This is a genomic window from Clostridium bornimense (genome assembly GCF_000577895.1).
Classification (GTDB): domain Bacteria; phylum Bacillota; class Clostridia; order Clostridiales; family Clostridiaceae; genus Clostridium_AN; species Clostridium_AN bornimense.
The window spans coordinates 2,323,476-2,338,144 of the sequence record NZ_HG917868.1 but is presented as its reverse complement, the minus strand read 5'-3'; the positions used below and the strand labels follow the sequence as shown (position 1 = coordinate 2,338,144).

13 protein-coding genes and 1 tRNA gene are annotated in these 14,669 nt (G+C 29.6%); 13 read left to right on the top strand and 1 reads right to left on the bottom strand.

All coding sequences use genetic code 11. The annotated features are described in order from the left end of the window. Nucleotides 1-25: 25 nt before the first annotated feature. The 12 genes from CM240_RS10480 to CM240_RS10425 all read left to right on the top strand — a co-directional run bounded on the left by CM240_RS10480 (nucleotide 26) and on the right by CM240_RS10425 (nucleotide 13,354). Complete coding sequence (locus CM240_RS10480; RefSeq protein WP_044038999.1) at nucleotides 26-1,669, top strand: peptide ABC transporter substrate-binding protein; 1,644 nt, start codon at nucleotides 26-28, stop codon at nucleotides 1,667-1,669. A 519-nt stretch (nucleotides 1,670-2,188) separates the two neighbouring features. Beyond that, nucleotides 2,189-3,832: a peptide ABC transporter substrate-binding protein gene (locus CM240_RS10475; RefSeq protein WP_044038998.1), complete on the top strand. Its 1,644-nt coding sequence runs from the start codon at nucleotides 2,189-2,191 to the stop codon at nucleotides 3,830-3,832. A 533-nt stretch (nucleotides 3,833-4,365) separates the two neighbouring features. Beyond that, nucleotides 4,366-6,078, top strand: a complete 1,713-nt coding sequence (locus CM240_RS10470; RefSeq protein ID WP_044038997.1) for an ABC transporter substrate-binding protein — start codon at nucleotides 4,366-4,368, stop codon at nucleotides 6,076-6,078. Between the two features lie 70 nt (nucleotides 6,079-6,148). After that, nucleotides 6,149-7,111, top strand: a complete 963-nt coding sequence (locus CM240_RS10465; protein ID WP_044038996.1) for an ABC transporter permease — start codon at nucleotides 6,149-6,151, stop codon at nucleotides 7,109-7,111. 13 nt (nucleotides 7,112-7,124) lie between these two features. Continuing rightward, a complete protein-coding gene (opp4C, locus tag CM240_RS10460) occupies nucleotides 7,125-8,012 on the top strand; it encodes an oligopeptide ABC transporter permease (protein ID WP_044038995.1) in 888 nt (295 codons plus the stop codon). A 13-nt stretch (nucleotides 8,013-8,025) separates the two neighbouring features. After that, the gene (locus tag CM240_RS10455) at nucleotides 8,026-9,012 is read left to right on the top strand and encodes an ABC transporter ATP-binding protein (protein WP_044038994.1); all 987 of its coding nucleotides are present in this window, start codon (nucleotides 8,026-8,028) and stop codon (nucleotides 9,010-9,012) included. Beyond that, entirely contained in the window at nucleotides 9,013-9,981 is a 969-nt protein-coding gene (locus CM240_RS10450) for an ABC transporter ATP-binding protein (RefSeq protein ID WP_044038993.1), read from the top strand. Nucleotides 9,982-9,993: 12 nt separating this feature from the next. Further along, nucleotides 9,994-10,191, top strand: coding sequence for a hypothetical protein (locus CM240_RS10445; RefSeq protein WP_044038992.1), 198 nt, complete (start codon nucleotides 9,994-9,996; stop codon nucleotides 10,189-10,191). 478 nt (nucleotides 10,192-10,669) lie between these two features. Continuing rightward, entirely contained in the window at nucleotides 10,670-10,930 is a 261-nt protein-coding gene (locus CM240_RS10440; protein ID WP_044038991.1) for an alpha/beta-type small acid-soluble spore protein, read from the top strand. A gap of 60 nt (nucleotides 10,931-10,990) precedes the next feature. Next, a complete protein-coding gene (locus CM240_RS10435) occupies nucleotides 10,991-11,743 on the top strand; it encodes a class I SAM-dependent DNA methyltransferase (RefSeq protein ID WP_044038990.1) in 753 nt (250 codons plus the stop codon). Nucleotides 11,744-11,755: 12 nt separating this feature from the next. Beyond that, entirely contained in the window at nucleotides 11,756-12,637 is an 882-nt protein-coding gene (gene hslO / locus CM240_RS10430) for an Hsp33 family molecular chaperone HslO (RefSeq protein WP_044038989.1), read from the top strand. Between the two features lie 213 nt (nucleotides 12,638-12,850). Then, entirely contained in the window at nucleotides 12,851-13,354 is a 504-nt protein-coding gene (locus tag CM240_RS10425; protein WP_051483805.1) for a hypothetical protein, read from the top strand. 96 nt (nucleotides 13,355-13,450) lie between these two features. Here CM240_RS10425 and CM240_RS10420 read toward each other — a convergent pair whose 3' ends face one another. Next, complete coding sequence (locus tag CM240_RS10420; protein ID WP_044038988.1) at nucleotides 13,451-14,209, bottom strand: phage tail tip lysozyme; 759 nt, start codon at nucleotides 14,207-14,209, stop codon at nucleotides 13,451-13,453. Between the two features lie 264 nt (nucleotides 14,210-14,473). Here CM240_RS10420 and CM240_RS10415 point away from each other — a divergent pair. Continuing rightward, a tRNA-Cys gene (locus CM240_RS10415) sits at nucleotides 14,474-14,548 on the top strand. Nucleotides 14,549-14,669 lie beyond the last annotated feature (121 nt).

Genomic DNA, 14,669 nt, shown 5'->3' with positions numbered 1-14,669 from the left:
TAAAAAATAAATAGGGGGATAAAATATGAAACAAAACAAACTGAAGAGAATTTTTGCTTTAGTAGTTGCAGCCACTATTAGTGCTACAGTTTTAGTTGGATGTGGCGATGATAGCAAAAAGTCAGAAACTGATGAACAAGTATTAACTTACAATTTGGGAGCTGATTCAAAAACTTTAGACCCAGCTTTAAATGCTGCCGTTGATGGTGGTATAGTTCTATCAAATGCTTTTGAAGGATTATGTAGAACTGATGAAAATGATAAAGCTATTGCAGGTGGAGCTGAATCATGGACAATCTCTGATGATCAATTGACTTATACTTTTAAATTAAGAGAAGATGCTAAATGGTCAAATGGTGATGCAGTAACAGCTCATGACTATGAATATGCTTGGAAAAGAGTATTAAATCCAGCTACAGGTGCAGAATATGCATATCAAATGTATTATATAGAAGGTGCAGAAGCTTACAACACTGGATCAGGTTCAGAAGATGCAGTAGGAGTTAAAGCGCTTGATGATTATACTTTAGAAGTTAAATTACATGCTCCAACTAGTTATTTCTTAGAACTAACAGCATTCCCATGTTATTTCCCAGTAAATAAGAAAGTTGTCGAAGCAGATTCAGAATGGGCAACTAAAGTAGATACATATGTATCAAATGGTCCTTTCAAGATGACTGAATGGAATTTAAAAGATTCCTTAGTATTTGTTAGAAATGATAATTATTATAATAAAGACGAAGTTAAATTAGATAAGTTAGTAATGAAGATGGTTACAGATGAAACATCAGCTTTTGCAACATTCAAAGCTGGAGATTTCGATATGATAGATGTGGTTCCAACTTCTGAAATAGAAGCAGGATTAAAAGATGGTACTTTTGTTACATATCCTAACTTAGGAACATATTTCTTAGTAGTAAATACAACTGGTGAAAATGCTAGTGATGATGTGAAGAAAGCACTTTCAGATAAGAAAGTAAGACAAGCATTAAATTTAGCTATAGATAGAGATTCTATCGTTAAAAATGTTACTAAAGGTGGACAAATTCCAGCATACAGCTATGTTCCAGAAGGAATTCCAGGAGCAGATGATAAAGATTTTGCATCAAAAGAATACTTTAAATCATCAGGTGATGTAGATGCAGCTAAAAAGCTTTTAGAAGAAGCTGGTTATAAAGATGGAGAAGGATTCCCTACAATCACTTTACTTTATAATCAAGAAGGTGCACATGGAGATGTAATGCAAGCTATCGCAGATATGTGGAAGAAAAACTTAGGAATTAACGTATCATTATCACAACAAGAATGGAAAGTATTCCAACAAACAAGAGAAGATAAGAATTACCAAATTGCTAGACATGGATGGGTTGGAGATTATGTAGATCCAATGACATTCTTAGATATGTGGACTTCAACATCTTCATTAAACTATTCAGGATTTGCTAGTGAAGAATATGATAACTTAATTGAATCTGCTATTAAAGAAACTGATGCAACTAAGAGAGATGAATTAATGCATCAAGCAGAAGATATTTTAATGGATGAAATGCCAGCAATTCCAATTTACTACTACACTCAAACTAAAGGAATTCAACCATATGTTAAAGATGTTAGAGTTTCACCATTAGGATTTATCTATTTTGATAAAGCTTATATTGATGGTAAATAAAATATAATTTTTAATTTCATGTACAAATTACTCAAGACATAAAATAAGAACGTAGGCTGTTGCATAATTAAATGCACAGTTAAAGGAGCTGTTACAGAAGAGTTATCTAAAATCTTTTGTTATGGCTCCTTTATATTTTTATTGTATTAAATATACAATACTATCATAATTATTATTAACTATTTATAAATTGAAGAAAAACGTAGAAAATTAAAGTGTAAACCTATAAAAATACATCAAATTATAAAAAAGACTATATTTTGAGAATTGAATTAAAGCAAAATTTGAAGTAATATATTCACATAAATTAGAAGGTGAAGGAAAAATTCTTAAATTATAAAAATTATTCTAAATTATAGAGACAATGGAGTCTATAACTTACTAAGTTTTTAGTAGGTTATAGGCTCCTTTTTTTCTTATCCAGTCTCAGCTAAGATAGGAATTCATATTGGTGTAAAGTTATTATCAAATCTATAAAGGTTGATTATATATATTTTTATAATGAAAAGGGGGAAAATTATGAAAAGAAAAAGATTAAAAAAGATTATTTCTTTAGTTATTGTAGCAACGTTAAGTGCAATGATTTTTGTTGGTTGTGGTGATAGCAAAAAGGAATCTGGGGAGGATGAGCAAGTACTTACTTACAATTTAGGAGCAGATTCAAAAACATTAGATCCAGCTTTAAATTCTTCTGTTGATGGAGGAATAGTGCTTTCAAATGCTTTTGAAGGATTATGTAGAACTGATGAAAATGATAAAGCTATTGAAGGTGGAGCTGAATCATGGACAATCTCTGATGACCAATTGACTTATACTTTTAAGCTAAGAGAAGATGCTAAATGGTCAAATGGAGATTCTGTAACTGCCGAAGATTATGAATATGCATGGAAGAGGGTATTAAATCCTGAAACTGCAGCTGAATATGCATATCAAATGTATTATATTAAAGGAGCAGAGGCATATAATACTGGTTCAGGTAGTGTTGATGATGTTGGAGTTAAAGCTATTGATGATTATACTCTAGAAGTTCAATTAGAATCACCAACTACCTATTTCTTAGAATTAACAGCATTTCCGTGCTATTTTCCTGTAAACAAGAAGGTCGTTGAAGCTGATCCAGATTGGGCCACAAAAGTTGATACATATGTATCAAATGGACCTTTTGAATTAACAGATTGGAAATTAAAAGATTCTTTAGTGTTCGAAAAAAATCAAGATTATTATGATAAGGATAAAGTTAAGCTAGATAAATTAATAATGAAGATGGTAACAGATGAAACATCAGCATCAGCAAGTTATAAATCTGGAGATTTTGATATGATAGACGTAGTTCCAATTTCAGAGATAGAAACTGGATTAGCAGATGGAAGTTATACGAAGTTTCCTAATCTTGGAACCTATTATTTATCTATTAATGTAACTGGTGAAAATGAAAGTGATGATGTTAATAAAGCACTTCAAAATGAAAAGGTAAGAAAAGCATTAAGTTTAGCTATTGATAGAGATTCTATCGTTAAAAATATTACTAAAGGTGGGGAGATTCCGGCATATAGTTTTGTGCCAGAAGGAATTCCTGGAGCTGATGGAAATGATTTTGCAAGTAAGGAATACTTTAAAACATCTGGTAATATAGATGAAGCTAAAAAGCTTCTAGAAGAAGCTGGTTATAAAGATGGAGAAGGATTTCCTACGATTACCTTACTTTATAATCAAGAAGGTGCACATGGAGATATAATGCAAGCTATTGCAGATATGTGGAAGAAAAATTTAGGAATTAATGTTTCTTTAGCGCAACAAGAATGGAAAGTATTCCAAACAACAAGAACAGATAAAAATTATAATATTGCTAGAGATGGATGGTTAGGTGATTATGTTGATCCTATGACATTTTTAGATTTATTTACATCTACTTCATCATTAAATAACTCAGGTTTTAGTAATAGTGAATATGATTCATTAATATCAGAAGCAAAGGCTGAAACAGATTCTGCAAAGAGAGATGAGATACTTCATAAGGCAGAAGATATATTAATGGATGATATGTCTATAATTCCGATTTACTATTATAGCCAAGTTAAAGGAATTAAATCATATGTTAAAGATGTAAGAGTTTCAGCACTTGGATTTGTTTATTTCGATAGAGCTTATATTGATGGTAAATAACTAATAAATATAAGAAAAAGCTACTCAATTATTCCTTATACAGTTATTGGGTAGCTTTTTTTTATTTAAAAATTAGGAATAATTATTCAAGAATATACTAATAAATCTATAAAAATTGATATATAAATAATATATGATGAATAAATATGCATATCTGTTTTTTATTACATAAATTCAAGAAAAACGTAGCAAATCAAAGTGTAAACCTATTAAAATACATTATCTGATAAAAAATTCTATTTTTTAGGTGTTGAATTACAAAAAAATCTGAAGTAATATATTCACATAAATTGAAAGATGAAGGAGAAATGATTAAATAACAAAAAATTACAATATATCGTGAAGACAATGAAGTCTATAATTTACTAGTTATTTAGAAATTATTGACCTTTTTTTGTGTCTTTAAATTCTTTGTATCGTTACATAAAGATATGTTTTTTATTAAAAAAATTGATGATTTGGTTCACTTAAATTAAAGGTAAATGCTTAAAATTAAAGTGACTGAATATATATACTAAAAAGGGGGAAAAAATATGAAAAGTAAATTTATCAAAGCATTATCTGCATTAACTACAGTAGCATTACTTAGTTCTTGTGGTGGAGGAAGTGGAACAGAAACTTCTAGTGAAAAGAAGGAATTAACAGGAACAAAGAATACAATATATGAAGCAAAGGATATGAGCAAAAATCCAGAAGTAGCTACAAAGAGAAAAGACACATTAATTATTGGTACTGAAGCTCCAGATGGTGTTTTTAATCCAGTACTTATGGAAAGTGCTTATGATGCGTATATAACAGAAGCTATGTTTGATTATTTATTAAAGAATAATGCAGAGGGTGAAATAGTTGAAGGATTAGCAAAAATGCCAGAAGCCTCTGATGATGGATTAACATATACAATAAAATTACAAGATAATTTAAAATGGTCAGATGGATCAAAATTAACTACAAAAGATGTAGCATTTACTATAAAACTTATTTGTGATGGTGGATATGATGGACCTTTAGATTTGGTTAATGGTAAAACTAAGATAAAAGGTGCTAAGGAATATCAAGAAGGAACAGCAACTGATATTTCAGGAATAGAAATTGTAGATGATCAAACTATGAAAATTACTCTTTTAGAAAAAACATCATCAGCAATTTATGATTTTGCAACTATTATGCCAATGCCAGAAAGTTATTACGGTAAAGATTACAAACAAGGAAGTATAGATTCTATTAAGACATTAAATGAAAAACCAGAAGTTAGCTCTGGAGCTTATAAGTTTGTAAGTTATGCTGCTGGTGAAGAAGTTAAATTAGTAGCTAATGAAAATTATTATGATGGAAAAGCTAAAATTAAAAATATTATTTATAAAGTTACTACTGAAGATACAAGACTTCAAATGTTACAAACAGGGGAAATCGATATGGACGAGCTTACTATCGGTCAAGATAATGTAGAATCTACAGAAGCAGCTGGATTCTTAAGTTATCAATATTTCCCAACAAATGGATATGGATATATGGCATTCAATCATGCAAAGCCAGCTCTTAGTGATAAAGTTGTAAGACAAGCTTTAGCTACTGCATTAAATAGAGAAAAAATTGTTGACTCTGTATATGATCATTATGCATCTGTTGTTAATGTAAATCAATCTAAAGTATCATGGGCATTTTATGAAGGTAAAAATAAATATGAATATGACTTAGAAAAAGCTAAAAAAATGTTAGACGATGCTGGATGGAAAGAAGGCAGTGATGGTATAAGAGAAAAAGATGGTGTAAAACTTTCTATTCATTTTGTAGGTACTTCAAATAACCCAGTAGTAGATTCTATTCTTTCAGTAGCTACAGATGATTGGAAAGAATTGGGTGTAGATTTTACTTCTGAAAAAGTTGACTTTAACCAAATGCTAGCTAAACAAAAAGCTGGAGAATTTGATATGTTATTTATGGCTTGGGGATTAACTGCAAATCCTAATGATGCTGATATATATACTAGCAATGGTTCATATAATCGAATTAATTACTCTAATTCAAAAGTTGATGAGTTATATAGTAAGATAAATTCAGAATTAGACCAAGAAAAACAAAAAGAATTATACAAAGAATTATATACAGAAATTAATGAAGACCTACCTTGTATCTTTATGTATCAAAGAAGTGATATGTGGGTAATGAACGGAAGAGTAAAAGGTTTTGATATCTCTCCATATGTTCACTATACTCAAATGTTAAATAAGATAACTTTAGAAAATTAGTTTTATAGAAGGCAATATAAAACGTCCTTGGGAAACTCTAAGGACGTTTTTTAGAAAGGAGTATATAAAAATGAGACAGTTTATTACTCGAAGATTACTTCAAATGATACCGATGGTTATAGGAATATCTATAATATTGTTTACGCTTATAGCATTTATTCCTGGTGACTTTGTTGATGCTAAGGCTAATCCTAATATGTCAGAAGAAAAGGTTCAACAATTAAAAGAAATATATGGACTTGATAAATCTATACCTGAGAGATATATTACTTGGGCAAAGCACGCAGTAGTAGGAGATTTTGGAGATTCTCTTAGATTTAAAAAACCAGTATCAGAAGTTATAAATACTTATGTATGGAATTCTTTTAAACTTGCATTGACATCTTTTATATTAAGTCTTCTGATAGCGGTACCTATAGGAATTATATCTGCCACAAGGCAATATTCATTTTTTGATAAGTTCTTTACAGTGTTTGCACTAATTGGATTATCAATACCATCATTTTTCTTTGCATTATTACTTATAAAATTTTTCTCTATAGATTTAGGAATACTGCCAGTATCCGGGATGACTACTGCAGGAGCTGACCATACTGGTTTTAAACATATATTAGATGTGGTGAAACATGGAATACTTCCAGTAGCAGTATTAACCCTTATGCAAGTAGGAAGTTTAATGAGATATACAAGAACTGCCATGCTTGAAGTTATAAATCAAGATTATATAAGAACAGCTAGAGCAAAAGGGTTAAAAGAAAAAGTTGTTATATATAAACATGCATTAAGAAATGGACTTATACCAATTGTAACTTTACTTGGAATGTCACTTCCAGATTTATTTGCAGGAGCTATTATAACAGAAAGTGTTTTCGGATGGCCGGGAATAGGAAAAATTGCTTTAGAATCTGTTAATTTGAGAGATTATACATTCCTTATGGGATTCAATATGCTAATTGTGGTATTAGTTTTAATCGGAAATTTAATTTCAGATATATCATATGCACTTGTTGATCCAAGAGTTAGACTAAAGTAAGGAGGAAAACTTTATGGCAGATAAAAAAGAAAAATTAGAGTCACCATGGAGAATAGTATTTAGAAGATTAAAGAAAAATAAGTTAGCTTTATTTGGACTAGGACTTATAGTTCTTATGTTTTTATTTTCTTTTATAGGACCGTTATTTTCTCCTTATGGATACAATACACAGGATGCAGCTAAAAAACTTGCACCAAGTTTTGCACATTGGTTAGGTACAGATAATTTAGGAAGAGATGTACTTACTAGACTTATGTATGCTGGTAGAATTTCTCTTATAGTTGGACTAGTAGCTATGATTATACAAGTAGTATTAGGAGCATCTATAGGAGCTATTGCAGGATATTATGGAGGATGGATAGATACAGTAATAATGAGAATTATCGATATATTTATGTCATTACCATTTTTACCTGTAGTTATTATGGTTGGGGCAATATTGTCAGATTTAAAAGTACCGTCTACCCTTAGAATATTTGCCGTTATGTTTGTATTAGGATTTTTATCATGGCCTTATCTTGCAAGACTTGTTCGTGGGGAGATTTTATCATTAAGAGAACAAGAATTTATGCAAGCTACAGAGGCATTAGGTCTTACAGATATGAGAAAAATATTTGCACATTTATTGCCAAACACTGTGCCTATAATTATAGTTAATGCTACATTAGCAATAGGTAATGCAATTCTTACAGAATCAACATTAAGTTATTTAGGAATAGGTGTTACACCACCAACTCCATCATGGGGAAATATGATTACAGCAGCTAGTAATCTTTTTGATTTCCAAAATAGACCATGGCTTTGGATACCACCTGGATTATGCATTTTTGTAACAGTTATGGCTATAAACCTATTAGGTGATGGTTTAAGAGATGCATTAGATCCTAAGATGAAGAAGTAAGGGAGGAAATATTATGGCAAAGACATTAGTTGAATTTAAGAATTTAAAGACATATTTCCACACAGAAGCTGGAGTAGTTAAAGCTGTAAATGATGTATCTTTTAAGATAAAAGAAGGAGAAACAGTTTGCGTTGTTGGAGAATCAGGTTGTGGTAAGTCTGTAACTTCAATGAGTTTAATGAGACTTGTACAAGGTCCTATAGGAAAAATTGAAGGTGGAGAAATTCTTTATAAAGGTAAAGACATATTAAAGTTTACTGATGAAGAGATGAGAAAAATCAGAGGTAACGAAATCGCTATGATATTTCAAGAGCCTATGTCTTCATTAAACCCAGTGTTTACAGTAGGATCACAAATCATGGAAGCTATTATGTTACATCAACAATGTGATAAAAAAATAGCTAGAGAAAGAGCTATTGAAATGATTAAATTAGTAGGAATTCCTAGAGCTGATGAAATTGTAGATTCTTATCCTCATGAGTTATCAGGAGGAATGAGACAAAGAATAATGATAGCTATGGCATTATCTTGTAATCCTAATGTTTTGATAGCAGATGAACCTACTACTGCTTTAGATGTAACAATACAAGCACAAATACTAGACCTTATGAGAAAAATAAAAAAAGAGTTAAATACAGCAATATTATTAATAACTCATGATTTAGGTGTAGTAGCAGAAATGGCAGACTATGTTGTTGTTATGTATGCCGGCAAAGTTATTGAAGAGGGACCAGTATTAGATATATTTAAAAATCCAACTCATCCATATACTAAGGGTCTTCTAAAATCTAAACCTGTACTAGGTAGTGGTGAAGAAAGATTATACTCAATACCTGGACAAGTTCCAAATCCAATAGGAATGAAGGATTCGTGTTATTTTAATGATAGATGTGAATATTGTATGGAAAAATGTAAAAGTGAAATACCACACTTAAGAAAGATAAGTGAAAACCATAAGGTAGCATGTTGGTTACATAATGATGAAGGGGAGGCGAAGTAGATGGCTGAAGAAGTATTATTAAAAGTAGAAAATGTTAAAAAATATTTCCCTATTAAAGGGGGAGTAATGCAAAGAACTGTTGGATATGTAAAAGCTGTAGACGGAGTTTCCTTTGAAATAAAGAAAGGTGAGACATTAGGACTTGTAGGAGAATCAGGGTGTGGAAAATCAACTACTGGTAGAACAATACTAAATTTATTAGAAAAGACAGAGGGGAAAATTTATTTTAAGGGACAAGACCTTGATGAATTAAGTAAAAGTCAATTAAGAAAAATGAGACCTAAAATGCAATTAATATTTCAGGACCCATATTCATCATTAAATCCAAGAATGACAGTTGGGAAAATTATTGGAGAAGCACTTTTAAATCACAAAATGGTTTCAAAAGAAGATTTAAGAGAAAAAGTTCTTGAAACAATGAAAATTTGTGGACTTGCACCTTATCAAATAGATAGATATCCACATGAATTCTCTGGTGGGCAAAGACAAAGAATCGGGATAGCAAGAGCACTTATATTAAATCCAGATTTTATAGTGGCAGATGAACCAGTATCTGCATTAGATGTTTCAATACAAGCACAAATAATTAATCTATTGCAAGATTTGCAAAGAGAAAAGAATTTTTCGTACCTTTTTATTTCTCATGATCTTTCAGTTGTTGAACATATATGTGATAAGGTAGGAGTAATGTATTTAGGATCACTAGTAGAACTTGCATCATCAGATGAGATATTTAAAAATCCACTTCATCCATATACAAAAGCATTAATGTCAGCTATTCCTATACCTGATCCAACAGTAAAAAGAGAAAGAATAATTCTTACTGGGGATATACCATCACCGGCAAATCCACCAAAAGGATGTAAATTCCATACTAGATGCCCATATGCCACAGATAAATGTAAGGAAGTAAATCCAGAATACAGAGAGGTTACTAAGGATCATTTTGTAGCTTGTCATATGGTTTAGGAGGATTTGAAAATGTTCGGAAGAAATAAACTAAAGGAAAAAAGATTAGATAAAGAAACAGAAGAAAGATTATTGAAAGAACTAAGAGCAGAGAATTTATCAAAGAATGATATATTAGCAATAATTATTGCAACATTTCAGGTATTAATGCCGTTTATTTTAGTATTAATAGCGGCGCTATTTTTAGTGATTTTTTTATTTAGTAGATAATTAATAGAGAGGTTTCACCTTAGGGTGGAATCTTTTTTTGTTGCACTTTCATGTAGAGGGTAAGAGGTAAGAGAAAATAGTTTTGATGGTGGAGTGGGATGTTGTAAAAGTTCATATTAGTATCTGTTCTAGTTAAGTGGTGGTGGAATTCAAAGCACAAGTATGATGGCCCATGGCACAGGTATAGATGAAATTCTTGCAGAATTTCTTAAATTTTAATAACAACACTTAAGTATAATAGTTTTGTATATAAAAATACTCAATATATAATAAAGTACTATATTATACAAAGAATTTTATACAACATATTTTCACCATAGGTGAAAATTAACCTTACCTGTGCCTTGTGCCTTATTATAACAACCTTCATCTAAATTGTTTATTGTGAATAAACTTTAACTTTTAATTGTGTATAAGAGGGTATTTATGTGGGCAACCTATAACTGCATAAATAATTTTGCTTGAGGAGGAGAATGATATGAGCAAAACTCCCTTAAAAAAGATTATTAAATCAAAGATAAAATCTAATAGAGAGTTAACAGACCTTGAAAAAATAAGAGAAAATTTAAAATATGAAATAGCTTCAGAATTGGGGCTTAGCGATAAGGTAGATAAGTTAGGATGGGGTGGACTTACAGCAGAAGAGACAGGTAGAATTGGTGGAATAATGACAAAAAGAAAAAAAGAGTTAAAAATACCTAAAAATGCAGAGATAATTAGCAGAGAAAAAGGGGAATAGTTGAATTAACTTCTCAATTGTTTATAATTATATATAGTATGAAAATTGAGGAGAAAAATGATGGAAGCTTATGGAGATTTTGCATTAATTTATGATCAGCTTATAAATGAAGATATAGATTACAAAGAATATGCTAAGTTTATTTTAGAGAAATGTAAAAACTATAATATAAACTTTAATAATTATTTAGATTTAGCTTGCGGTAGTGGAAATTTAACCTTTGAAATTTATAAAAATTTTAAACATAGTTATGGTATTGATTTATCAGAGGAAATGCTTTGTATCGCACAAGATAAAATAGTAAATATGAACTTTAGGCCTAAGTTTTTAAATCAAGATATAACTGAGTTTAAAGTAAATGAAACTTTCGATCTTATAACTTGTTGTTTAGATTCTATTAACTATATAATTGAAGAAGACGGATTAAGATCTATGTTTAGAAGGGTTTACGAATCATTAAATGATAATGGGATATTTATATTTGATATAAACTCTTATTACAAAATAACAGAGATTTTAGGTAATAATATATATAGTTTTGATAATGATGACGTATTTTACTGTTGGAATAATACACTAAATGATGATATAGTAACTATGGAACTAACTTTTTTTATTAAAGAAGAAGAGGATATCTATACAAGAGTAGATGAAGTGCATATGGAAAGAGGATATTCTGAAGAAAAAATCGAATCTTTAATAAAAGAATGTAATTTTAGCATCATGGGAAAAAGTGAAAATTATACAGATAATGATGTTACTGAAAAAAGTGAAAGAATTGTATACATCATAAAAAAAATACAACAGGGATAAGGAGAGAAATACATGGAAGATAGAATCATAAGGGCAACAGCGAAAGATGGAGCTATTAGAATCATTGGAGCTACTACTACAAATTTATTAAATGAAGCTATTAGAATACATAAAACAACACCAACAGCATCTTGTGCCATGGGAAGAATGCTTACAGCAGGAGTTCTTATGGGTGCTATGCTAAAAAATGATAAAGATGTTTTAACATTAAAAATAGATGGTGGTGGACCTATAAAAGGTATCACTGTTACAGCATATGCTGATGGAAGAATAAAAGGAATTGTTGGAAATCCTAATGTACAGTTGCCACCAAGACAAAATGGTACAATAGATGTATCAGGAGCTATTGGAAAGAATGGTATGCTTACTGTAATCAAGGATCTTGGATTAAAGAATCCATATGTAGGTCAAGTTAAAATCTATACAGGGGAAGTTGGAGAAGATGTAGCTTATTATTATACAACTTCAGAACAAACACCTTCAGCAGTAGCTGTTGGAGTAATGTTTAATAAAGATTTAGAAGCTAGTGCCGCTGGTGGATTTATTATTCAAATGATGCCAGATGCAGATCCACTTCTAGCAGATTTAGTTCAATATAGATTAGAAGAAATGCCATCAACAACAGAAATGATAAATAATGGTAAAACTATTGACGAAATAATATCAAACATTTTTGAAGATATGGATTTAAAAATTCATGATGATGGTAAACCTTACTATGGATGTGACTGTTCAAGAGAAAAGATTGAAACAGCATTAATTTCATTAGGTAAAAAAGAATTATCTAATATAATAGCAGATAGAAAAGATGAAGAAATAGGATGTTCATTCTGTGGAAGTAGATATATATTTACTCCAGAAGAAATGGAACAATTAATGGAAAAAGCAAAATAAAGTATAATTATAAGAGCTGTTGTAAGACTAATTTCTTAGTTAGGTTTGCAATAGCTCTATTTATTATTTATAAAAGATTTTCTCATAAAGTATATAAGTTTTCTTAACAAAAAAAGTAAATAGCTATAATTTTATAAGTTATAAATTATAGAAATATAGAAATATAGAAATGATAATAATATATCGAAAGTAAAAAGTTAAGGAGTGATATAAATGAGAAAATTAATAGTATATATATTATCTTTAATAATTGTCTTTACAGGATATTTTTCGCAAGTTACTAAAAATTCAGATGAGAATGATACAAAAGTAGTTGAAACATATATAGAAGTGTATAGTAATGATTCAAAAGATATTGAAGCAAGAGTTAAAAACTACATTATTAATTCTCAAGGAAATAAATCAGAAGCAGAAAAAATAAAATGGAGTAAAACATTTTTAGATAAAGTGGATATTGAAAGTTTGTATAATCAATATATATCAAATGGAGGAGAGGCTGATGATTTAAATAAATTTGCTAATTATATAACTTTAAATGCACCAATTCGTGATGATTGGGAAGATTTATTTAAAAAGGAAGTATACGATACATATGGAGAAAAGATAACTAAATTAGAGTATTTAGGTAAAGATTTATATCAAGCATATATCAAAAAAAATAATGTAGAGATTCCCTATGTAGTAGTTTCATCAAGAACAGGTTATTTCCATGGTTGATATTTCTTAATATATTTAAAAAAGTGAAGGTTCCTTGTATAAAGAACCTTCACTTTTTATATAATTTTATTTTATAATAACATTTATTAGTATTTATTAGCATTTAATTATAAGAACTTGACCAATATTAATGACATTAGCATTTCTAATATCATTCCAAGTTTGAATATTTGCTACAGTAACATTAAATTTCTTAGCAATTGCACTTAAAGTATCACCGGATTTAACAGTATATGTTGTGTATCCTTTTATAATAAGAGATTGTCCAACTGTAATTAAATTAGGATTACTTATATTATTCCAACTTTGAATATTTGCTATAGTAACATCAAACTTTTTAGCAATAGAAGTTAGAGTGTCACCAGATTTAACAGTGTATGTTGCACTTTTTGTATTATTAGATAATCCTTTAGCAAGAGTATCATACCATTTTTCAGCATAAGCCCATCTTTTAGGTTGATTATAATTAGCAGGTCTTTCATAATTTGCAAGAAATGCTTTAGCTAAGTAAGTTGGTGATTTTGTACTTTGAGTAAAAGCTTTGAAGGTAAGAGGATAATCGCTTGTTTTAATATATTGTTTATTATTTTCAAGTTCCCATTGGATTCTTCTACATTGTGTATCAACAGTTTTATAATTTAAGCTTTTTTCTTTTGCCCAAGAAGTAAGTTTAGATTTAGGTGTCCATTGAACTAAACCATATCCGCCACCACCGCTTATTTCATCTATATCTGCAATTATACCAGACTCAACTTGCATGTTACCTAACATTCCACAAATAGAGTTACTTGTCCAACCTTTCTTTATAAAATAAGAATATATATATTTTGCATTTTCATTCATATTTTCTGACATTTTAAATACCTCCAATTTCCAAAATGTTAATAAAATAATTCAATTTAATCAAGCTTGATTTTGATTTTCACTTATTATAAAGTAAATAAATGATACTTTGTAAACTGGTAAGCAGAAATTTTTATTTGAACTGTTGTAAACAATCTCTTTTAGCATTTTTAAGTTATGAATTATATTGCATTTCATTTTAAATTATTTTATAATAAAAAAGTACTAAAATTAGAAAAACGACATATACTATTAAAGTAATATGAAATTTAATATGGCGCTATAGCCAAGCGGTAAGGCCAAGGTCTGCAAAACCTTTATTCCCCGGTTCAAATCCGGGTGGCGCCTCCATAAAAGCAAGTAATTAAAAAATAATTACTTGCTTTTTTATTTTTTAGAAAAGAATAAATGAAAATTTTGAATATGAAATATCATAGCGTTTTGAAAAATAATCAAGATACCATTGTTTAAA

Excerpts from the sequence above, each read along its gene's own strand:
- CM240_RS10480 (WP_044038999.1), top strand. The coding sequence starts at position 26 with ATGAAACAAAACAAACTGAAGAGAATTTTTGCTTTAGTAGTTGCAGCC.
- CM240_RS10475 (WP_044038998.1), top strand. The coding sequence starts at position 2,189 with ATGAAAAGAAAAAGATTAAAAAAGATTATTTCTTTAGTTATTGTAGCA.
- CM240_RS10470 (WP_044038997.1), top strand. The coding sequence starts at position 4,366 with ATGAAAAGTAAATTTATCAAAGCATTATCTGCATTAACTACAGTAGCA.
- CM240_RS10465 (WP_044038996.1), top strand. The coding sequence starts at position 6,149 with ATGAGACAGTTTATTACTCGAAGATTACTTCAAATGATACCGATGGTT.
- opp4C (WP_044038995.1), top strand. The coding sequence starts at position 7,125 with ATGGCAGATAAAAAAGAAAAATTAGAGTCACCATGGAGAATAGTATTT.
- CM240_RS10455 (WP_044038994.1), top strand. The coding sequence starts at position 8,026 with ATGGCAAAGACATTAGTTGAATTTAAGAATTTAAAGACATATTTCCAC.
- CM240_RS10450 (WP_044038993.1), top strand. The coding sequence starts at position 9,013 with ATGGCTGAAGAAGTATTATTAAAAGTAGAAAATGTTAAAAAATATTTC.
- CM240_RS10445 (WP_044038992.1), top strand. The coding sequence starts at position 9,994 with ATGTTCGGAAGAAATAAACTAAAGGAAAAAAGATTAGATAAAGAAACA.
- CM240_RS10440 (WP_044038991.1), top strand. The coding sequence starts at position 10,670 with ATGAGCAAAACTCCCTTAAAAAAGATTATTAAATCAAAGATAAAATCT.
- CM240_RS10435 (WP_044038990.1), top strand. The coding sequence starts at position 10,991 with ATGGAAGCTTATGGAGATTTTGCATTAATTTATGATCAGCTTATAAAT.
- hslO (WP_044038989.1), top strand. The coding sequence starts at position 11,756 with ATGGAAGATAGAATCATAAGGGCAACAGCGAAAGATGGAGCTATTAGA.
- CM240_RS10425 (WP_051483805.1), top strand. The coding sequence starts at position 12,851 with ATGAGAAAATTAATAGTATATATATTATCTTTAATAATTGTCTTTACA.
- CM240_RS10420 (WP_044038988.1), bottom strand. The coding sequence starts at position 14,209 with ATGTCAGAAAATATGAATGAAAATGCAAAATATATATATTCTTATTTT.